Origin of the sequence: Bacillus sp. LBA3-1-1.1 (assembly GCF_040676495.1) — a bacterium.
Classification (GTDB): domain Bacteria; phylum Bacillota; class Bacilli; order Bacillales; family Bacillaceae_G; genus Bacillus_A; species Bacillus_A nitratireducens.
On the sequence record NZ_JBEGIB010000008.1, the window covers coordinates 71,696 to 93,623 of the forward strand.

Sequence of the window (21,928 nt, forward strand, 5' to 3'; positions counted from 1 at the left end):
TCTTCCCTATTCCACACAAGTAAACTGAGTCCAAGCCCCTACATAATCTAGTAAGAACAACTCCTCTTCAGCAATTGTACCGACAATATTTTTCCGTTCATCTATCGGCATTTCTTTCAAGATGATTTGTAGTTCACCTTTATACTTACCAAATGAGTTGTTACCAATTACAACTTGCCCTCTTTCCTGTCGTACACTTTCGCGCACTGGGAAGTCATAGTCTTTATACTTTTTGCGTACTTCTGTAGAACGTACCATATATTCTGTTATGTCGCCGCGTCTTACGTGTAATTCTTGCAGTGTCGCTTTCTTCTCTACTTCAGTCGCTTCGTCTACAAAGTGTACCTTTAGCTGTAACATGTAACGATTTAAGTTTCCTAGTTTCTCTAACTCTTCTTCACTCGCATAAGCATTTCCGATAATAACATCATCAATAAGCCCTGTTGCCCATAAATGTTTCGCTTGTACTTCAATCGGTAAGTTACGATGTTGTTCTAACGTACATAATCCGTCATTAATATCCCATGGACCGATTTCAGCTGCATGTGACGTAATAAAGGCTGCCGTGCGAATACCGTGTTTTTTAAAGCGTTCACTACAGCGAATAAAATAGTCGTATGGAAGTCCAGTAAATTTTTGCGGATAGAAGTTATGACAACCGATTAAAGCTGACTTATTCGCCTGATGCGAAAGAATATTTTCTAAGTAGGCAATATCGTTACTTACGTTTAGCTCAATTTTTAAGCCGTACGGATTATTCGTCATTTTCGCTTCTGTTAATCCGTCAAATCCTAGATCTAAACGAATACCATCTGCACCTAACTCTGCAAAGAATGATAGATCACTATAGCTAATACCAAGTTGATCGAATACTGCCGGAGCTACATCTAAAATAACTTCCATATTGTTATCTTTTGCATGATTAATAATTTCTTTAAATTCAGCTACAATTTCTTCTTTCGGACGATTCACAGATAATAGACATGTGAATATTCTTGAAAAACCGTGACGTGCCGCTGCCGAAATGTATGCCATATCTTGTTCTTTCGTTGAATGCTCTGGATAAAGTGAAATTCCTAATTTACGCTCCATGCTTTTGCATCTCCTTCACACGTTGTATTAATGCCATGCTAGTAAATCTATATTTTGCAGATAAACATGTTGCACATAAAATCGTTGGTACAATAATTACGTACGGTGATTGTATACCTAACATTACATATGCACCCATTGAACTACCGATAAATAAAATTGATACTAATAGTAACACTAATAAAGATTTACTTTGTACCCATTTTGAATAATGTGCAATACACTGCCCCGCTACGAATGTAATTAAGATGATAATTGCTCCGAGCATTCTGTTTTCTCCTCTCCTGCTAATTGTTGCTTCTCATACATTTTGAAGAATGGATAGTAAATAACGAATGAGATAACAAAGTTAACCAGTACAAGTACACCAGCCATAATTGTCCAGTCCGTACTAATAATCGCTGCAATTGGTGCTAACATCGTAAATGGCAGTTTCGCCATCATGAGCGGAATCATACCTGAAACAACTGCGAAATATGATACTGTCGTTGTAACTAACGGTGTTATAACGAATGGAATAATTAAGATTGGATTCATTACAATCGGCGCCCCGAAAATAATTGGTTCGTTAATATTGAATAAACCTGGCACGAATGATAATCTACCTAACTCTTTTAGGAACTTAGATTTAGAGAACATAAACATAATAACTAAAGCTAATGTTGAACCTGAGCCACCGATCCATACGAACCATTGAATAAATTGTTCTGTAAATAAGTTTGGTAACTGATGTGCATTTCCTGTAGCTGTGAATACTTCCATATTTTCAAGAATTGCTGAATCCCACATTGGACGAATGATTGGTCCTAAAATCGCTGGACCATGTATACCGAATGACCAGAAGAATACGATTAGGAATACTGTTAATAAACCACCGAATAAATTATTTCCTACTAATACTGATTTTAGTGGTGCGATTAAATATGTGATTGTTGTGTTTACATCAAATTTCAAACCGTAACGAATGCCCCAGAATAAAAGAATAACGACTAAAGTTGGAATTAATGCTGCAAACGAGTTTGCAACTGCTGGTGGTACACTGTCTGGTAATTTAATCGAGATATTATGCTTAATCATAAATTGATAAATTTCTACTGCAATTAATGCTGTAACAATTGCTCCAAATAAAGAAGTTGCACTTAATGTTCCTACTGAAATATATCTACCTGCATCAATAACACCTGGTACAGCTTTTGTTATTTGAATTGGTTCAACTGATGCTAGTAAAAAGGCGAGTACAGATAATAATCCTGCACTTAATTGATTGAGCTGATAAAAGTTCGCGAGTGAAGCCCCTACTCCAAACGCTGCGTATAATGCCATTAATCCTACTGTAAATCGGAATGGAATATCTAAAATATGGCGAAACGGTGCAATCCACTCCATATATGCATCAATTGGTAAATTTAAAAAGATAACGAAAAATGATCCGACAATCGTTAACGGTAACGTAGAAATAACTCCGTTTCGAATTGCTAATAAATGTCGTTGCCCCGCAATCTTTTGCGTTGTCGGCATAATCTTCTGTTCCATAAAACTCATAAAACCATTCATCGATAACCCTCCCTATGTTCAATGTGGTGAAATTAAAAAGTTATAACATTATAATGTTTATATTTAAAAAAATATAATTACGCTAAAATTAATTGTTCTGCCTGCTTAATTACTTTTAAACCGTCACACATGCCATAATCTCGTTGTTCTATTATTGCAACCGGTATATCGTATGATTTCGCAAGAAACTCTACCGCTGGAAACAAATACTTCACCTGTGGTCCGATTAAAACAACATCAGCATTTTTTATTTCCAGTTTCACAAGTTCTGAATCAACTGCTTTAATTTTATAATCCTTCCCTTGTTTCATTGCCTCTTCTTGCATTTTTCTTACAACCATACTCGTTGACATACCTGCCGCGCAACATAATAAAATGTACATCTTATATTGTCACTTTCTCTTCCACTCGTTTATGAAGAGTAATAAATTCTTCAGCAAGTTCTTTCACTGTAATGGCATTCATTAAATGATCTTGTGCATGCACTAACAGTAAACTGATTTCTGCATGATTGCCTCTTGCTTCTTCTTGAATTAAGTCTGTTTGAATACGATGAGCGGATGATATTTCTTCACTAGCAAGTGTCATCTTTTCACTCGCATTCTCAAAATCTCCTTGTCTTGCAAAAGCGATTGCTTCAAGTGCCGCGCTTCTCGCGTTGCCACCATGTAAAATTAACGCAAATGGAGTTTGCATATCAGTCATTTTAAATTCCCCCAAGATATCTTTTTTCTATATTGTTATCTTATTATGAAAACGCATACAATTAAACATAAAAAACTTCCGTTGTGTAACGGAAGTTTTTATATACTTTTCTTATAAAGATAATAATATCTCTTGGAAATCTGCAATTACTTCAGCCTGAGTTAATTTCTCTATCGTATTTTGACTAGACATAATATCGTATAAAAAATCATAAAGCTTTTGTAAATCTTCATTATTATTGCGCTTTACACTAAATAAAATAATAACTTGTACTTTCTTATCTCCCCAGTCAACTGCTTTATCAAGTGTACAAAACATCAAAAATGTTTTCTCACTTAATAACTGCATCGGATGCGGAATCGCAACTAAATTTCCAACCGATGTCGGAGATGTATTCTCTCTTTCCATAACAGAATCATAAAAGTTTGCAGGTACATAACCTTTCAAAGCAGCTTTCTCACATAAAAACTGAATAACCTCTTCTTTTGTAGAGGCACTACGATTTAAGAAGATCAAATCTTCCTTAATATATTGCTGCACACTAGTATTCACATGCGTAAACAACTGCTGGCCAATCGATTTAATCTCTTTATCATCAAATATTGAGTTCACTTTTATAACAGGCACAGGCAAACCACTCGGTATATGAATCGTACTAATAATACAATCTATTTTATCTTTATAAAGGTCTTCCACTTTCAATTGATAATAACCTGTAATCCCTACAATCTCTAATTTATCTCGGAACTGTGATAGAATTTTATATTTCAATAGCTGGGCGCTTCCTTGACCAGTCGCACAAACTAATAAACATCTTTTCTTTTGATTCTCTTCCTGTAAACGACTCATCGCTCCCCCGAAGTGAATCGCAATATAACCAATTTCACTTTCCGGAATCGATTCTCCCGTATATTCACCAATTATATCTCCAACGAGAACTGCAATTTCAAAAGCATACGGATAATTCTTTTTCACTTCTGCCAAAAGAGGATTTCTCGTATTTAACTTATACTTCAAACGGTTTAATAACGTTTTTAAATGAACACCAAATCCAAATAATAATTCTTCATCATAATAAAAAATAAGATTCCGTTCTTCCGCTACTTTAAAAAGAATATGTTGCATGAATGCATATAGATCTTTTCCTAATAATTCTTCCACATTTTCATAACGGTCTTTCGCTGTAACAGCAGTACTTAATAAATGCATCGTCACATATAAAACTTCTTCTTCTGGAAATGAAAGGTGCAACTCACTCTCTAAATCCCCTACAATCTGTTTCGCAATTGTATATTCTTTCTTTATTATAAGTTCAGCTTGCTCCGCATTTAGTCTTTTCATATAATGTTGATCTTCACAACGCCTTAATGCAATTGCAATATGAATGACTAAATTATCAATTTCTATATCTGATAAATATATCGTTCCTCCCTCGATATACTTTAATATAACCGAACGGATAAGTGGTATATGAGGTAACAATAAGTATGTATCCCTCTGCTCAAATTGCTCATGAAACGGAGTATGGTCATAACGCGGTAAACCATATTGTGATAAACAAGAACGAATATTAAATTCCTCTCCCACAATACGTATACCATAATACGGTCTCTTTTCAATTTGTAATTGATAACGGCCACATATATCTGTAACATCTTTCATAATTAAATTTACAGTCGATTTACTCACATAAATCTCCTCTGCTAACTGTGAAAGTTTCACATACCCCTCTGTCGTTAAAATACGTTGCAGGATGTACGTTATCCTTTCTTCATAAGAAGTTGGGATCTTTTCTGTCTGTTTTTGAAATAGACTCACGCAAAACTCTTCAAATTTCTTCGTTTGTATAATTTCTAATTCGTATCCAGTTCCTCTTTGCGATTCAATTTTCGCCCCGTTTTCTTCCAATATATCATTTAATAATTTTATATCCTTTTGAATTGTCTTCGTTGATACATGTAAACGGCTCGCTAAAAAAGCTCGATTTAACATCGATTTCTCTTCTAAAAACTCCTCTAAAATAGAAATTAATCGCTGATGCACTTTTGTCATAGCTCTTCCTCTCGCTCTTTATATAAAAGGGAAAAAGCCACTGAAATCAGTAGTTTTTTCCCTTTTATCCCGATTAGTGAAGGCTAATAATCAGTGAGGATGAACTACATTCCCACTGATTAAAGCTTCACTTTATCTCGCTCTCATTATTTCTTTAGTGTAAATCCAAATTTATCCCAAGCTTGTAAATAATCTAATAAGAAAATTTCTTCCTCTACAATTCGGCCAACTACATTTGTTTTTCCTGTATTCACCATATCTTTTAAAGCAATTTGCAATTCACCTTTATATTGACCATACTGTTCATTATCAATTAAAAGATCACCACGCTTAATTTCGCGCGTATTATGCGGTTTGAATTCTTCTTTTTTATATTTCACACGACTTTGTGTAGAGCGAATCATATATTCAGATACATCTCCGCGATAAAAATGTGGTTCGTCTAATACGATAATTTTTTCTAGTTCTGTTGTTGTATCATATAATCCTATATCAAATGTTTGTTTCTCTTTATTTAATGCACCTAGTGCTTGTAATTCTTCTTCTGAAGCATAAGCGTTCGCAATAATAACATCATCAATTAATTCTGTCGCAAATAGATGCTTCGCTTGTGTTGTCATCGGTAATTCACGGTGCTGCTCTAACGTACATAAGCCTTCCGTTACTGGCCAAGGCCCATATGTTGCATCGAATGATGAAATAAAAGCAGCGGTTCTCATACCGTAATCTTTAAATTGTTTCGAGCATTTAATGAAATGATTGTATGATAATCCTGAATAACGGTGTGGATAGAAATTATGACAACCAATTAAATTTTCACGATTTGGTCTATGACTCATAATATTATCTACATACTTCGTACCGTTACTCATATTAATCTCAATTTTTAAGCCATATGGATTGTACGTCATAATTGATTCTTCTAAACCTGAGAACCCAACATCTAAACGAATACCATAAGCACCTAGTTCATGGAAGAACGATAAATCGTTATACAAAATACCTAGTTGTTCAAACACAGTTGGACTAATATCAACTAATACTTGGAACCCTAATGCATTCGCATGAGAGATCGTTTCTTTAAATTCTTCGATAATTTTCTCTTTTTCTCCATCCACAGATAGTAAACATGTGAACACACGTGTAAATCCGTATTTACTTGCCAATGTTAAATATTCCTTATCTTTCTCTACCGTTGAATGTTCTGGATAAATAGAAATACCTAATCGTCTCATATGTACACGCCTCTTTCTTCATCATATTGTAAACCTTTTCAAATATATGTAGCGAAAAAGTATGTATCCCCTTCTCTTCCACTACAATTTGAATCCGCTTTCTTTAAAGAAAAAACAATTTCTATCATTCATAACAATTACTAGTCTATACATCTATACTTTACATCTTTTTTTCATAGTTGTGTAGCCTTTACACAAATTTGTCAGTTTTTCACCTGAAAAATTGTTATCCGCTTTCAAGACACCTTCCTTGACTGTTATGTTGACCAATACATATACTCGAAAGAACAGAGATAAAGTGAAACTTTAATCAGTGTGGGGTTTTGTTCATCCCCCACTGATTATTAGTTGAACCAATCGGGCGTTTACGGGCAGTTGATCTCCCACCTAACTTCTTTGCTCCAGCCGGATTTTGAGGTAGGAGTTTTACTGCCCGTTAATGCGGGAAAACTTTTATATAGGGGATGAATATATGGGAGAGGCAGTACTCGTAAAACGAGAACCGTTATGGACAAAAGAGTTTATTGCGCTAATTCTAGCAAACTTATGTATGTTTTTAGGATTTCAAATGTTAATTCCAACTTTACCTGTTTATGTGAAAGAAATTGGGGGCACAAGTTCAAATATCGGATTCGTTGTCGGTATGTTTACCGTTGCAGCACTTTTTATTAGGCCACTAACTGGAAATGCCTTGCAAAAATTCAACAAAAAAATCATTTTAATGATTGGTACCGCTATTTGTTTACTCGCTATGGGCAGTTATCTTTTCGCTTCAACCGTTTTCCTATTACTTGCCGTTCGAATTTTACACGGAGCTGGTTTTGGTATTACAACGACTACATATGGCACTGTCGTTTCAGACTTAATTCCGCAAGCTCGCCGCGGTGAAGGCATGGGGTATTTCGGTCTTTCTGGAACTATTGCCATGGCGCTCGGTCCCCTTATCGGACTTTGGCTTATGCAAGCATATAACTTCACGATTCTTTTTTTATGTGCACTTTCATGCACAATAGTTTCATTAATATTAACGAAACTACTTCAAATCAAAAAATCGCCGCAACCACCACAGCAAACATCTGGTACCTTTCTCGATGGATTTATTGAGCGTAAAGCTTTACTTCCTTCATTATTAATATTATGTATTACATTAATGTACGGGGGAATTGGGAGCTTTATCACATTATTTGCTACGGAAGTCGGGATTGCTGATATTAGTCTCTTCTTTTTATTTAATGCACTTGCAATCGCTGTAACCCGCCCGTTTTCTGGAAAATTATACGATACGAAAGGCCATACATTCGTCATCATTCCAGGAGTTATTATTACGTTTACGGGTATTATTTTATTGTCGTATACAACTACAATTCCGAGCTTAATTATTGCCGCAGCGTGTTACGGAAGTGGTTTCGGAGCAATTCAACCAGCACTACAAGCGTGGATGATTGACCGAGTAGCCCCACACCGAAGAGGAGTAGCAACAGCAACATTCTTCTCAGCATTTGATCTTGGAATTGGTGCTGGAGCGATTATTTTTGGGTTCATTGCACACTTTACCAACTATGCAACTGTATATCGATATTCCTCTCTATTACTTATCGCTTTTCTTTTCATTTACATCACAAACTTACGGAAACAAAAACAGGGAGATAAAACAAACGAAAAAGCTGTTGGGTAATGCTAATTGATTCTTTTTTGAGATACTTGGACTAAGAAAATCATATATACACAAATACAAAAAGCAGTGGATTCCTAAGAAAAATCACACTGCTTTTTGCATTGTATTGAAGAGTGAACCGCTGTTCTATTTATTCATGTTGTTCGTATGATATTAATATATAGAACGAATTGGAGGAAATATTAATGAAAGCAATAGTGTACACAAAATACGGTCCCCCCGACGTTCTTCAACTGAAAGAGATAGAAAAACCTGCTCCTAAGGACAATGAAATACTAGTAAAAATAAAAGCGACAACCGTAACAGCAGGAGATATTCGCTCACGAAGTTTTACGGTTCCCTCTTCTGTTTGGCTACCCGCTCGAATCGCACTTGGCTTTAAGCAACCGAAAAAACAAATACTCGGAATGGAATTGGCTGGTGAAGTTGAATCGGTAGGAAAAGACGTCACACGATTTAAAAAAGGAGACCAAGTTTTTGCAGCTACCCAAGTAAATTTTGGTTCTTATGCTGAGTATATTTGTCTACCTGAAGGTGGAGCAGTGTGCATAAAGCCCTCCAACATATCCTATGAAGAAGCCGCAGCCATCCCAATTGGAGCACGTACAGCTTTATTTTTCCTTAGGAAAGCTAACGTTCAAAGCGGTCAAAACATTCTTATTTACGGAGCTTCTGGAAGTGTCGGAAGTTATGCAGTACAAATTTCCAAGTATTTCGGCGCAACAGTTACAGGTGTGTGCAGTAGCTCCAATTTAGAATTGGTCAAATCTCTAGGAGCTGACGAAGTAATTGATTACACCACAAAAAATTTTTCTACTACAGACGAAACTTATGATGTTATCTTTGAAGCGGTAAACAGGAGCTCCTTTTCAGAGTGTATTAAAATGTTAAAGGAAGATGGTACCTATATAAATATCGTTGAACCGTTACCAAGTGCTCAAATGCTCTGGACTAAATTGACAAGTCGCATGAAACTCATATTAAGTCAAAACGCACCTGAAACTTCCGAAGCATTAAATTTCCTTAAAGAACTTGTTGAGAACGATAAAATAAAAGTGGTCATTGATAGGCAATACACTTTTGAAGAAATTATTGAAGCTCACATATATGTTGAAAAAGGACATAAGAAGGGAAATGTCGTCATAACTATGGAGCATAATGACGATTCTAAATAAAGAAAAAACACTTTGCATAATTGTTAAAATGCAAAGCACCGAAAGTTTTTAACATAAAAAAGCAGAGCAAATTCATATGCGAATTGCTCTTTTTTATTGTTGCGAGCATCTCAAAAGAAAACAGTTTAAAATAATTTAATCGTTTTTTACTTTCATTAAATAAATCCATTTCAAACCTCCCCCGTTTCCCTACATATTTTTCTAACTTTAATCAAAAAATATGCAAAGAACCATCATCATAACAAAATAAAATTCCAATCCGCATACCCAGTTGGGTAGTTTTCCTTCACCTATTTTTACTATCAATAAATAGTGTGATAAATGTGACTTCTTCACAAAATAGTCATATACCATGCATGAAAACCAATTAAATCCAGGTGTTTCTTTAAAGAATTGTAAACTTTTTATCACTTTGTAAATTTAGTGTAAATTTTACTGATAAACCGTTTACAGTGCCTCAAGGTTTAGTTAATAATTACATCGTACATGAAATTTAAGGAGTGGAATGTGTGGAATACAATATTCAAGATATGATCTTCCAGTTCATTGGTGGATTAGGTATTTTCTTATTCGGGATTAAATACATGGGCGATGGACTGCAACAAGCAGCTGGAGATCGTCTTCGCGATATTTTAGATCGCTTTACAACAAACCCACTTATGGGTGTACTAGCTGGTATGTTAGTTACTGTATTAATCCAATCAAGTTCAGGAACAACAGCTTTAACAGTCGGACTTGTAAGTGCCGGATTTATGACATTAAGACAAGCAATTGGTGTTATTATGGGTGCGAACATCGGCACGACAGTTACTGCATTTATTATCGGAATTAAAATCGGAGAATATGCTCTCCCAGTTATGGCAGTTGGAGCGATTTTACTATTCTTCTTTAAAAATAAAAAAGTACATTCTGTAGGTCAAGTTGTATTCGGTTTTGGTATGTTATTCTTCGGTTTAGAATTAATGAGCGCAGGTATGAAACCTCTTCGTTCTTTAGAGTCATTCCAAGAGTTAATGATTAGCATGAGTGATAATCCAATTTTAGGAATTATTGTCGGTACAGTGTTCACTTTAATTGTACAAAGCTCAAGCGCAACAATCGGTATTTTACAAGAACTATTCGGTCAAGGTGCTATTGATTTACAAGCTGCTCTTCCTGTATTATTCGGTGATAACATCGGTACAACAATTACAGCCGTATTAGCAGCAATCGGTACTTCAATTGCAGCAAGACGTGCAGCATTAGTTCACGTTATCTTTAATATTATCGGTACCATTATCTTTACGATTATATTAATACCATTTACAAATTTAATTCAATATTTCCAAACGTCATTAAATTTAAATCCAGAAATGACAATTGCATTTGCACATGGAACATTTAACGTAACGAATACAATCATTCAGTTCCCATTCATTGCAGTATTAGCCTGGATTGTAACAAAAATTATTCGCGGTGAAGATGCATCTATTAACTTCAAACCACAACATTTAAATCCAATCTTTATTGAACAATCTCCAGCTATTGCTTTAACAGAAGCTCAAAAAGAGATTATCCGTATGGCGGAGTTTTCATTAGATGGATTAAAAGAAGCAAATCAATTTTTAAATACACAAGACAAAAAACATGCTAACATGGCTACTCAATTAGAAGGCGCTATTAACAATTTAGATAAAAAAATTACCGAGTATTTAGTTTTACTATCAGAAAAACCACTTTCATCAGCAGATTCTGAGAAGCATTCTGTTTTAGCTGGTGTTGTGGGGGATATTGAACGTGTCGGTGATCATGTAGAAAACCTTGTCGAACTTGTAGATTTCCAAATTTCAAACCGTGTTTCACTATCGGATGAAGCACTAGCTGAACTAAATGAAATGCTTGAATTAACAATTTCAACATTACAAGATGCAATCAATGCTTTAACAAACTTTGACACTGAACTAGCTCAAACTGTTATTGCAAAAGAGCGTAAAATTGACCAAATGGAACGTGTTCTTCGCAAACGTCACGTAATACGTCTAAACGAACGTAGCTGTTCAGGCGATGCGAGTATCATCTTCGTTGACATGGTAAGTAACTTAGAGCGTATCGGTGATCACGCTGTAAATATTGCTGACGGTGTTTTAGGTGAGCAAGGTAAACTAGCAGTAAAACAATCATTATAATTACAAAAAGAGACGCTAATGTAAGCGTCTCTTTTTTCATTTCATCTTTACAACCGTTCTTCCTTTTAACTTTCCTTGCAGTATAAGCGCAAACTTCTCATCTAATTCTTCTAATGTACATTCTTCTGTATAAGATAATAGCTCTAAGTTTTTCCAATCGGTCGCTAACAATGCCCACACTTCTCTTCTCATGTCTACTGGACATTGCACTGAATCTATTCCTAAAAGGCTAATACCTCGTAATATGAATGGATATACCGTTGTATTTAACTCCTGCCCCGCTACATTACCACACGTCGTGACACAACCGCCATACTGTAGTGATTTTAAAGCTGTTTCTAACATCCTTCCGCCTACAGTATCGACAACCCCAGCGTATATTCCTTTAAGCATCGGTCTTCCTGATTCATCACTCAACTCCGCGCGGTGAATCATCTGTTTTGCACCTAAACGTAGCAACATCTCTTTCTCTTCTCTTTTTCCCGTTGCCCCTACTACGTTATATCCTAACTTCCCTAAAATACTAACTGCTACACTGCCTACTCCGCCCGTAGCACCCGTTACTAAAACATCTCCCATACTAGGCGTAATTCCCGCTCTAATGAGCTTATACACCGATAAGGCAGCTGTAAAACCGGCTGTCCCGTACATCATACTTTCCTTCAAAGACATTTCTTTTGGTAAAGGAACAACCCAAGATGATGGCACGCGAATATATTCTCCGAAACCACCAGAAGTATTCATACCTAAATCATATCCAGTTACAATAACTTGATCGCCTTCCTGAAAGGCGTTATTTTCACTACTAACTACCGCTCCCGCTGCATCAATGCCTGGTGTATGAGGGTATGTTCTCGTTACACCTTTGTTACCCGTAGCTGAAAGGGCATCTTTATAATTTAATGAAGAGTAATGAACCCGTATTAGCACATCTCCTTCAGGTAAACTATTAATTTCTCTCTCAACAAGCTTTCTTTCAAATTGATTATTTTCTTTTTCGTTCACGACAATTGCTCGGAATGATGTATTATTCATTATGCTCTCTCCTTCATCCGTAAAATCTTTCTTTATTATATAAGAAGTACATATACAGCTCATCACATCTTCTTGGCTATATTTCAACAAATCTTACTTCTCTATCACTTTCTCACATTGCATATTTTCATTTCTACTAAAACAACTTATACTTATTCTACATCTCAAAAATAAAATATATAAAATCTGACTTTTTATAAATAAATTGAATTTTTACGAAATGTAAATGATTTGTAATGTTTTTTTTCGCTAAATTTCATTATAATAAGTGGATATGAGTGTCGTATTTCAATCCAAATGAAGGAGTACAGGAAATGGAGCAAAACCCATCTTTGCAAGAAAATACACGCAATAAACCGAAAAAAAGTAAGAAAAAAATAAAAATTATTATAAGCGCTATTCTATTCTTTTTAATAGTAGGCGGCGGTTATACTTGGTTTTTAGCAAATAAAGCATCTTCTGCTATTCGAAATGCCGCACACGATTTAGCGCGCGGTGATAAATCTGATTTACGTGATAAGGCTGTAAAACCTATTACAAACAATGTATCTGTCTTAATCATGGGTGTTGATGAAAGCGATGTCCGTGGGAAAGAATACGGTGAAGCTATAAGAACGGATGCACTATTACTTGCAACTTTTAATAAAGATAGCAAAACTGTTAAACTATTAAGTATTCCACGTGACACATATACTTATATTCCAGTAGAAAAGAAAAAAGATAAAATTACACACGCTCATGCATTCGGTTCTGCTAAAAACGGAAAAGATGGTGGACCACAAGCAAGCATTGATGCAGTTGAAAAATTAATGAATGTTCCTGTCGATTACTTTGTAAAATTCAACTTTAAATCATTTATAAAAATCGTCGATGACTTAGGCGGTATTGAAGTTGATGTACCCGTTGAATTTACTGAGCAAGATAGCAACGATAATGCTGAGGCAATTCACCTGCAAAAAGGTGTTCAAAAGTTAAATGGCGAAGAAGCACTTGCTCTTGCTAGAACAAGGCACATTGATAGTGATGCAATGCGTGGACAACGTCAGCAACTCGTTATTGAAGCAATTTTAAAGAAACTAACAAGCGTTGGATCCGTAACAAAAGTTGGTAACATCATTGATGATATTAACGGACAATTCGTTACAAACTTAACATTCGATGATATGCTTTCATTCTATAAATATGGAGCAGATTCTTCAATTGAGAAATTACAAATTGAAGGTGAAGATTGTTACATGGCAAAAGGTGATGATACATGTAGTAAGTCATCTGGTGGTGGCCGAACTTACTACTACAATCCAGATAAAAAAGAATTAGCTAATGTTACAAACGAACTTCGTAGTCACCTTGGACTACCTGCCTTTACAAAATCTGATTCTGATTCGAAAAAAACAAGCTCAGAGAAAACAAAAGAATCTAAGTCTGAAAATACGAGTGAACGCGAATCAAGTAACGATGAAACTCAAAATAAGAATAACAGTGAAGATACAGAAACATCGTCTAATGACAATGAATAAAGTGAAGCAGTGCTCTATGGAGGTAGAGCACTGCTTCTTTTTAATGCTTTCAAAACAAAAAATCAGAACTTTCCAACTATCTTTTTTAATATTTTTAAATTATAATAAATAATAGTAATCTATTCCAATTATCAGGGGGCTCACACATATGAAAGCTGCAGTAAAACATAACATTTCAGATTTTAAAGAGTACTTAAAATCAAACGATATATATATGGAAGAAAATATAGATGAAAATGATGGTTCTGTACATTTCTCAGTAGGACTAGAAACAGAAGCTGGCGCAAAAATTCAACTTATCGCTGCTTTCGACAGCGAAAATCCTACTGTGGATATATACTGCTTCAATGTTGCTCAAGTACCTGATTCGACAAATGACATTTTACATGTCATCAATGAATTAAACACATCTTACCGATTTGCAAAATTCACGCTAAATAAGAAAAATGCAATTGATATTTCAACATCTCTTGCATTCTCAGAACCAAACTTTAATCCAGCACTTGTCTTTGAACATACGAGAATGCTATATAAATTAGCAAATGACGAGTATAAAAACTTAATGAAAGTTATTTGGGCATAAGTAAAAGGATGGGCTGCAAGCAGCACCATCCTTTTTTATTCATATCATATCGATCCACATCTTTATAGCGGTGCCTACAATTAAAATAGACAATACATATTGTAAAACCTTTTGATTCACTCTCTTCCCTACTCTCACCCCAAGAGGAGCGGCAAATAAACTTGCTATCGCAACGATAAGAGCTGGCATAACAACTATTTGTCCAGTAATCACTTTCCCCGTCGTAATCCCTACCGAGGAAATAAACGTAATAGCGATAGATGTTGCTATTGTCGTACGTATTGGTAGTTTTAAAACAACTAGCATAATCGGGACTAAAAGAAATGCACCACCAGCCCCAATAATGCCGGAAACACTTCCTACAATAAACGCTAACATACTTGCTAACCATTTATTATAATTAACTGCTCTGCTATTATTTTTCTTCGGCACAAACATCATAATAGCCGCAATAGTAGCTAGTAATGTGTAAACAATGTTTACAGAATGCTCATTTAATAAATTCGCGCTAAAGCTACCTACAAAGCTTCCTATTAATATACTAGCTCCCATATACACAACTAAAGTTTTATCCATATCGTTACTTTTCCTGTACGCCCACGCACCTGCAAAAGTTGCAAAGAACACTTGAATCGCTGTAATACCACTCACTTCATGTGACGTATAGCCAGTAAATCCTAGCAATACTGGAATGTATAAGATCATCGGATAATTAATGATTGCACCGCCAATTCCAACCATCCCTGATATAAATGATCCTATAAACCCAATAATAAATAGTAGTACTGTTAAACTCATATTGTACCCCTCGCCTTCTAAAAAGAAGGTAATTTAAACAAATAAATTTACATTTCCATCCGAAGCATCTGCTAAATATGCTCCTACCCCAGCAAATTCTATCCCTTCCATAATCTCTTCCTCTTTTAACCCTAATAAATCTACTGTCATTTGACAAGCTACAAGCTTAACTCCCTGTTCTTTCGCCAAATCAATTAAATCCGGCAAAGGCACCGCATTGTGCTTCTTCATAATACCTTTAATCATCTTTGGCCCCATACCAGCAAAATTCATTTTTGATAATCCCATCTTATTTACACCGCGCGGCATCATTTTTCCAAACACTTTCTCTATAAATGTTTTCTTTACTTTCACATGCTCATCTTTCCTAAGAGCATTTAAACCCCAGAAAGTATGAAAAATAGTCACTTCATGATCGTACGCCGCTGCACCATTTGCAATAATATAAGCAGCCATCGCTTTATCATAATCTCCACTAAATAAAACGATTGTTGTTTTCTTCTGTTGTTCCATGTTGTTTTCCCTCCGATTACCTATAGGGGTATTTATTTGTTTGTACAAAGGCTGAAATCATTTACCTCAGTCCTATATGACTTTACCTTCCCAAGCTAACATACCACCTACCATATTGATTGCTCGAAAACCGTAGCTCTCTAAAAACTGAACTGCTCTTGCACTTCTTCCGCCAGAGCGACAAACAATAATATATTCCTGATTTTTATTTAACTCATGCATACGAAATTCTAATAGGCCTAGTGGAATATTACATGCTTCTGAAATTTTCCCTTCAGCTACTTCTTCTACTTCACGTACATCTACAATATTTACTGCTTCTTTACGTAACAATTTTTCTTCTAACTCTTTTGCAGTCATTTCTTTCATTTCTCTATCTCCTTCTTAATTACAAGCATTCATACCACCTGAAACATTTATAACGTGCTGAAATCCTAATTTCTTTAATACTTTTGCTGCTTGCTTACTTCTCATCCCGCTCTGACAAATAACAATTACATCCTTATTTTTATCTAACTGATTTGCTTTACTAACTAACTCATTTAGCGGGATATTCTGAAATCCTTTCATATGATTTCCTCTATATTCACCTACTGTACGAACATCGATGAATTGTTTACCCTTTTTCCCCACTATACTCTTTAATTCTTTTCCATTTATATTTTGAACACCTTTCACCGGTAAAAAACGTGAAATAACAAACCCTGCAGCAAGTACAATGAAAAGCGTACTTAATATTGTATTCATATAACCAACCTCTCTACATCTATAAAACTACTACGCCTTCTTAATCCAAAATTTCAGCACATCAGCTTCTTCTGCACGCTTTACGATGTCATGACCACCTTTATTTGCCCACGCTGGAATATCCTTTACCGACCCTTTATCCGTTACATGTACTTCTAACACTTCTCCAGTTTGTAAAGTATCCATCGCTTTCTTCGTTCTTACAATCGGCATTGGACATGCTAAACCTTTCGCATCTAATACTTGTTTGACATTCATCATCTATTCCTCCAGTTTGTTATTTTATAATGAATCATGAACTGCACAACGATTTGGGCCAATCTCCATTTCACGCTCTTCTTCCACACTCGGGTAAATCTTACCCATATTCGTTTGACGAATTTCTTCATAAGCATTCGGCTGAGGCGGTAAGTTCTCTGTCACCGTTTTACGAAACTCTACCTCATCGGCAATATTTAATCCTACATTCTCCTTAAATAAATCTTGTAAATGCGCACTCACAATACCTCTGTCGTCCATTTCACTTATTTTTGAATAATGAGCTGGTAAAACAATTAAATCTTGAGACAGTTCCTTATAAAGTTTATATAACGTATTGCGTAAATCACTCACCCAATCTTCAGCCTTTCCAGCAAGATCTGGACGCCCGATTGAATCTACAAATAAAATATCGCCTGATAATAAATAGGAATCATCTACAATAAATGATGTACTTCCAATCGTATGCCCCGGTGAGTATAATGCGTTAATTTCAATTTTGGTACCCCCCACCGTAATGACAGCTCCTTCAACAAGCGGTTTATATGAGAAAACGACTTCCTCCGCATCCTTTGAAGGTAATCAATACGTACCGCCTACTTTTTCAGCTAACTTACGCCCACCAGAAATATGATCTGCATGTAGATGTGTATCCATTACGTTAGTAATAGTAGCTCCATGCTCTTTTGCAAAATCTTCGTATACTTCAATTGTTCTCACCGCATCAATGACTGCTGCTTCACCTTTTGAAATGACCATATAAGATAAACACCCTTTTCCAAGGCGATTAAATTGATATATACTTCCCCCGCCCTGTACATCCCCTACCTTTAACGGCTTCACATACTCACTCCAAGCTTTCATACCGCCAGCTAAATAATAAACATTATTAAAGCCGGCATGTAACAATTGCTCTGCGACAAACTGAGAAGATCCCTCTTTCGCACATACAACTAAAATCTCTTTCTCCCTCGGCAATTCATCTACAATATGATCTACACCATCTAATAAATCAAAATATGGTTTATTTATAGAAGTGATTTGCTTCCCTTCAATTTTCCAATCTTCATAATCCGTCTCATTCCGAACATCTAAAATAAACAACTCTCCGAATAAAACTTTCTCGGCAACCTCTTTTGCTTGTAACATCTTAACACTCATCCAATTACCCCCATAGGTATATTTTCATTTAAAAAATTTTATTTCCCCACATTCCCTTGCCACTCTAACATACCTGGAATGACATTCTTCACATTTGAATAACCTTTCTCTTTCAACATTTGGCACGCTATATCACTACGGTTACCAGTCCGGCAAACAACATAAATTGGCTTCACATAATCTAACCTAACACTATCTATTTCACCTAATGGAACCGAAATGGCAGATGGAATATGACCAAAGGCAAATTCCGCCGCTTCACGAACATCTAATACAGTACACTCTTCACCACTTAATAATAGATCTTGCAATTCCGCATTCGTAATCGTATGAGGATACTTCACAACTTCATTTACTTCATGTTCATGTGCTTTTCTTACATAATGCTTTAATATATTCCCCTCTTGTTTCGTTCCGATATATTGATGCCCTACTTTACTTGACCAACTTTGAATATCTAGCGTAGAACCTTTATCTGTCGCCTCTATTTCAATAACTTGCCCTGATGCCAACCCTTCCATCGCCTTTTTTGTCTTCACAATTGGCATCGGACAAGCCAATCCTTTACAGTCTAAACTCGTATCAACTTTTATACTCATAATCATTTCCTCCCTAATTATTATACATATACCTGTAGGGGTATAATAAAATGTTTTTGAAAATCTGTCAACACATACGTTTGACAGATTATCTGCTTTTTACAAGCAATTGAACAGCTTCTTTAATTAACTCTTCATTTGAGCCATTGCCTGTCTCAAACTGCTCACGTAAACATTGCTCTAAATTTGTTCCCACAACGAGTCCAATTGTACGATCAAGTGCAGAACGGGATGCAGTTAACTGTGTAATAACATCTCGGCAATCTTTTCCCTCTTCCATCATGCGAAGCACACCACGAACTTGACCTTCAATACGTTTCAATCTATTTTTCATATCTTGATTATATTCCATTCTACAATCACCTCATTACCATTATGTCACCATTTATAACTTATGACAATATATTATACCCTGCAGGGTATATTGTAAACCCCTATTTTTATTTTTCATCTTACATGTTCGCAAAACAAAAAGTGAAACCTTAATCCATGGGGTTCATCCTCCACCAAATTTTGAATTGAAAGATGAACAAATATCAATATACAATCCGGTCTGGTAATACTGTTCCGTATAATTTAAAGCCACCATCTACATTCTTTACCTTATATCCTTTTTCCATTAACATACGTGCTGCAACATATCCCCTCATCCCAAGCTGACAAGTAATATATATTTCTTTGTCAATTGGCACTTCATCCAAACGATCACGTAATTCATCTAACGGAATATTAATAGAACCATTAATCATTCCCTGTTTTAGTTCATTAGGCTCTCGAACATCAATAAGATATCCACCATTTTCAACAATACGATCTATTTCATGCCATTGTACCGTGTCCACAAAACCATCTACTATATTGCTTGCCGCATACCCTACCATGTTTACTGGATCTTTTGCGGAAGAATACGGTGGTGCATATGATAATTCTAAATCCGGTAAATCAATTACAGTTAAATTCGCCTTCATTGCCGTTGCAATAACATCAATACGCTTATCTACCCCGTCACGTCCTAAAGCCTGTGCTCCATAAATTTTTCCACTCTCTTTATTAAAAATTAATTTTATTAGTACTGGCGTAGCATTCGGATAGTATCCAGCATGAGAATTGGCCTGTACATGTACTACCTCATAGGGTATATTTAATCGTTTTAATATTTTTTCATTTACTCCAGTCGAAGCAACTGTTAAATCAAAAACTTTAGCCACTGAAGTTCCCATCGTACCTTTATATAAAGAATCCGTATGACCATGAATAATATCTGCTAACATGCGACCTTGACGATTAGCCGGCCACGCTAAAGGAATCATTGTTTCTGTTTCTGTAACAAAATCTTTCACTTCAATCGCATCACCGATTGCATATATATGTGAATCCGACGTTTGAAATTTCTCATTTACTTTTATCGTTCCTCTAACTCCTAGTGCTAATCCTGCATCCTTTGCTAAACGACTCTCTGGTTGTACACCAATTGCTAAAATAATCATATCTGTCTTTATATTCAAACCGCTTTTTAAACGCACAATGGTTCCGTTCTCTTCTATAACATCCACACCATCTTCAAAAACAAGCTCAACATTATGCTGTTTCATCTGTTCATGTACATACGCTGCCATCTCATAATCAATCGGTGGCATTACTTGATTTGCCATCTCTACAAGAGTAACATCAAGTCCTCGTTCTCTTAAGTTTTCAACCATTTCTACTCCAATAAATCCACCACCAACAACCGTCGCATGATGTGGTTTCTTCTCATCAATGTACGCTTTAATACGATCTGTATCAGGTACATTTCGTAACGTAAACAACGCTTTTGCTTCTTCAATACCCGGAATAGGTGGAACAATTGGTTTTGCCCCTGGTGAAAGAATTAAAACATCATATTCCTCGTTATATGTTTCATTTGTAGTTACATTCTTTATAGTAATTGTTTTCTCTTCTTTATTAATTTTTACTACTTCACTCAATACACGTATATCTAAATTAAAGCGCTTTGACATCTTTTCAACTGTTTGCACTAATAGTTTTTGTCTTTCTGTAATTACACCGCCAATATAGTATGGTAATCCACAGTTTGCAAATGAAATATATTCACCGCGTTCAACCATAATAATTTCATCTTCTTCACTTAAGCGACGAAGCCTTGCAGCTACTGATGCTCCACCAGCAACTCCACCTACTACAACAATTTTTCTAGACATATTTTAAACCTCCATGTTGTTTATTATTTAATTTCTCCATGTATTACAAACAAAAAACTTATACCCGTATGGGTATATAATAAAATATACAAAAATTATTTTCAATATATATATCTTTCGTTCACAAATTCGAAACAAAAAAGAACCTAGATATCTCCAGGTTCCTTTCTGTATGATTAAATCCATGCCTAAAGGCGGCGTAGTATGGAGTAATACTTATTTTTGACGGCTGAATCCATTTACGAATGAAGTAATTTATCATACTTCCTATAAACTCTTTGTAAAACTATAATCCATTTCTCCACCTAACGCTTCAGGTGTATCACCAGTTTCTCTAAAATCATGTGTATAAATTTGTTCAAATGAACCGAAATCTACTTGCTTATAAAATTCGAAACAAGGGAATCCATCATGTTCTCCTTGAATATCGATACTACCATCCTTTTTCACACATACAGTTAATAAATAGTCCACAGGAGGGGCATACATATTTAACGGATTACTAGCGCTTGCACTCATTTTGAATTGCACACCGTCAGAATTCCATGAAATATCCGTACACACAATATTTTCAGTACTCGCTTTTCCTGTTCTTTTATTCACAGAACCATCTGGATTTGTCACCTTCTCTGTCGTAATACCCGTGTTTGCATATGAAAACACTTCTTCTTTATAAAAATCCACTACTACCTCTTGCTCAACTCTAGAGCGCATAGTATTTACCGCATGTGGTGTAAATTCACGTGAATCACCTTCGAATTGGATTACTTTCCCTGTTTGTACATCCTTCCGCGGTTCTGTCCAAGACATTGGAATAAATACGTTAGCTCTAATTTTAACGATATTGGCCATAAGAAACACCT

The 21,928-nt window shown here is 35.6% G+C and carries 22 protein-coding genes and 1 pseudogene; 5 read left to right on the forward strand and 18 right to left on the reverse strand.

Features of this window, described 5'->3' with window-relative positions:
- Nucleotides 1-6: 6 nt before the first annotated feature.
- The 7 genes from MRBLBA3_RS08785 to MRBLBA3_RS08815 all read right to left on the reverse strand — a co-directional run bounded on the left by MRBLBA3_RS08785 (nucleotide 7) and on the right by MRBLBA3_RS08815 (nucleotide 6,638).
- Nucleotides 7-1,092 carry a DUF871 domain-containing protein gene (locus tag MRBLBA3_RS08785; RefSeq protein WP_098775074.1) on the reverse strand — a complete coding sequence of 362 codons (1,086 nt, stop codon included), beginning with the start codon at nucleotides 1,090-1,092 and terminating at the stop codon, nucleotides 7-9.
- On the reverse strand, nucleotides 1,082-1,360 hold the full coding sequence (locus tag MRBLBA3_RS08790) for a hypothetical protein (RefSeq protein WP_000900032.1): 279 nt from the start codon (nucleotides 1,358-1,360) through the stop codon (nucleotides 1,082-1,084). Before MRBLBA3_RS08790 ends, MRBLBA3_RS08785 begins: the two co-directional genes overlap by 11 nt.
- Nucleotides 1,336-2,646 (reverse strand): PTS sugar transporter subunit IIC, encoded by a 1,311-nt coding sequence (locus tag MRBLBA3_RS08795; protein WP_088038566.1) that lies wholly within the window; start codon nucleotides 2,644-2,646, stop codon nucleotides 1,336-1,338. Before MRBLBA3_RS08795 ends, MRBLBA3_RS08790 begins: the two co-directional genes overlap by 25 nt.
- Nucleotides 2,647-2,723: 77 nt before the next feature.
- Nucleotides 2,724-3,029: a PTS sugar transporter subunit IIB gene (locus MRBLBA3_RS08800; protein WP_363380871.1), complete on the reverse strand. Its 306-nt coding sequence runs from the start codon at nucleotides 3,027-3,029 to the stop codon at nucleotides 2,724-2,726.
- Between the two features lies 1 nt (nucleotide 3,030).
- Nucleotides 3,031-3,351: a PTS lactose/cellobiose transporter subunit IIA gene (locus MRBLBA3_RS08805; protein ID WP_000131329.1), complete on the reverse strand. Its 321-nt coding sequence runs from the start codon at nucleotides 3,349-3,351 to the stop codon at nucleotides 3,031-3,033.
- Nucleotides 3,352-3,462: 111 nt separating this feature from the next.
- A complete protein-coding gene (locus MRBLBA3_RS08810) occupies nucleotides 3,463-5,403 on the reverse strand; it encodes a BglG family transcription antiterminator (protein WP_363380874.1) in 1,941 nt (646 codons plus the stop codon).
- Nucleotides 5,404-5,549: 146 nt separating this feature from the next.
- On the reverse strand, nucleotides 5,550-6,638 hold the full coding sequence (locus tag MRBLBA3_RS08815) for a DUF871 domain-containing protein (RefSeq protein WP_363380877.1): 1,089 nt from the start codon (nucleotides 6,636-6,638) through the stop codon (nucleotides 5,550-5,552).
- 472 nt (nucleotides 6,639-7,110) lie between these two features.
- Here MRBLBA3_RS08815 and MRBLBA3_RS08820 point away from each other — a divergent pair, with 472 nt between their 5' ends.
- The 3 genes from MRBLBA3_RS08820 (at nucleotide 7,111) to MRBLBA3_RS08830 (ending at nucleotide 11,653) form a co-directional block, all read left to right on the forward strand.
- The gene (locus tag MRBLBA3_RS08820; RefSeq protein WP_363380880.1) at nucleotides 7,111-8,313 is read left to right on the forward strand and encodes an MFS transporter; all 1,203 of its coding nucleotides are present in this window, start codon (nucleotides 7,111-7,113) and stop codon (nucleotides 8,311-8,313) included.
- A gap of 185 nt (nucleotides 8,314-8,498) precedes the next feature.
- Nucleotides 8,499-9,488, forward strand: a complete 990-nt coding sequence (locus tag MRBLBA3_RS08825) for an NAD(P)-dependent alcohol dehydrogenase (RefSeq protein ID WP_002169108.1) — start codon at nucleotides 8,499-8,501, stop codon at nucleotides 9,486-9,488.
- A gap of 509 nt (nucleotides 9,489-9,997) precedes the next feature.
- Entirely contained in the window at nucleotides 9,998-11,653 is a 1,656-nt protein-coding gene (locus MRBLBA3_RS08830; RefSeq protein ID WP_000456190.1) for a Na/Pi cotransporter family protein, read from the forward strand.
- A gap of 36 nt (nucleotides 11,654-11,689) precedes the next feature.
- On the opposite strand, the gene MRBLBA3_RS08835 is transcribed toward MRBLBA3_RS08830, so the two are convergent.
- The gene (locus tag MRBLBA3_RS08835) at nucleotides 11,690-12,688 is read right to left on the reverse strand and encodes a YhdH/YhfP family quinone oxidoreductase (RefSeq protein ID WP_001066585.1); all 999 of its coding nucleotides are present in this window, start codon (nucleotides 12,686-12,688) and stop codon (nucleotides 11,690-11,692) included.
- Nucleotides 12,689-13,002: 314 nt separating this feature from the next.
- Between MRBLBA3_RS08835 and MRBLBA3_RS08840 the strand changes: the two genes are divergently transcribed.
- Nucleotides 13,003-14,205 (forward strand): LCP family protein, encoded by a 1,203-nt coding sequence (locus MRBLBA3_RS08840; RefSeq protein ID WP_363380884.1) that lies wholly within the window; start codon nucleotides 13,003-13,005, stop codon nucleotides 14,203-14,205.
- A gap of 148 nt (nucleotides 14,206-14,353) precedes the next feature.
- Nucleotides 14,354-14,788, forward strand: a complete 435-nt coding sequence (locus MRBLBA3_RS08845) for a hypothetical protein (protein ID WP_000642368.1) — start codon at nucleotides 14,354-14,356, stop codon at nucleotides 14,786-14,788.
- Between the two features lie 39 nt (nucleotides 14,789-14,827).
- Here MRBLBA3_RS08845 and MRBLBA3_RS08850 read toward each other — a convergent pair whose 3' ends face one another.
- The 10 genes and pseudogenes from MRBLBA3_RS08850 to MRBLBA3_RS08895 form a co-directional block, all read right to left on the reverse strand.
- Nucleotides 14,828-15,586: a sulfite exporter TauE/SafE family protein gene (locus MRBLBA3_RS08850; RefSeq protein WP_363380887.1), complete on the reverse strand. Its 759-nt coding sequence runs from the start codon at nucleotides 15,584-15,586 to the stop codon at nucleotides 14,828-14,830.
- A 33-nt stretch (nucleotides 15,587-15,619) separates the two neighbouring features.
- Entirely contained in the window at nucleotides 15,620-16,099 is a 480-nt protein-coding gene (locus MRBLBA3_RS08855) for a DsrE/DsrF/DrsH-like family protein (RefSeq protein WP_000437714.1), read from the reverse strand.
- Nucleotides 16,100-16,171: 72 nt separating this feature from the next.
- The gene (locus tag MRBLBA3_RS08860) at nucleotides 16,172-16,468 is read right to left on the reverse strand and encodes a rhodanese-like domain-containing protein (protein WP_000661801.1); all 297 of its coding nucleotides are present in this window, start codon (nucleotides 16,466-16,468) and stop codon (nucleotides 16,172-16,174) included.
- A gap of 15 nt (nucleotides 16,469-16,483) precedes the next feature.
- A complete protein-coding gene (locus tag MRBLBA3_RS08865) occupies nucleotides 16,484-16,846 on the reverse strand; it encodes a rhodanese-like domain-containing protein (RefSeq protein WP_001092307.1) in 363 nt (120 codons plus the stop codon).
- 30 nt (nucleotides 16,847-16,876) lie between these two features.
- Nucleotides 16,877-17,107, reverse strand: a complete 231-nt coding sequence (locus MRBLBA3_RS08870) for a sulfurtransferase TusA family protein (protein WP_002094724.1) — start codon at nucleotides 17,105-17,107, stop codon at nucleotides 16,877-16,879.
- A 21-nt stretch (nucleotides 17,108-17,128) separates the two neighbouring features.
- A pseudogene (locus MRBLBA3_RS08875) lies at nucleotides 17,129-18,265 on the reverse strand (MBL fold metallo-hydrolase).
- 38 nt (nucleotides 18,266-18,303) lie between these two features.
- Nucleotides 18,304-18,864, reverse strand: a complete 561-nt coding sequence (locus tag MRBLBA3_RS08880) for a sulfurtransferase TusA family protein (RefSeq protein WP_363380892.1) — start codon at nucleotides 18,862-18,864, stop codon at nucleotides 18,304-18,306.
- A gap of 88 nt (nucleotides 18,865-18,952) precedes the next feature.
- The gene (locus MRBLBA3_RS08885) at nucleotides 18,953-19,216 is read right to left on the reverse strand and encodes a metal-sensitive transcriptional regulator (RefSeq protein ID WP_000456201.1); all 264 of its coding nucleotides are present in this window, start codon (nucleotides 19,214-19,216) and stop codon (nucleotides 18,953-18,955) included.
- Nucleotides 19,217-19,400: 184 nt separating this feature from the next.
- A complete protein-coding gene (cdr, locus tag MRBLBA3_RS08890; RefSeq protein ID WP_363380895.1) occupies nucleotides 19,401-21,065 on the reverse strand; it encodes a CoA-disulfide reductase in 1,665 nt (554 codons plus the stop codon).
- 267 nt (nucleotides 21,066-21,332) lie between these two features.
- Complete coding sequence (locus MRBLBA3_RS08895; protein ID WP_001284287.1) at nucleotides 21,333-21,917, reverse strand: DUF3238 domain-containing protein; 585 nt, start codon at nucleotides 21,915-21,917, stop codon at nucleotides 21,333-21,335.
- Between the last annotated feature and the right edge of the window lie 11 nt (nucleotides 21,918-21,928).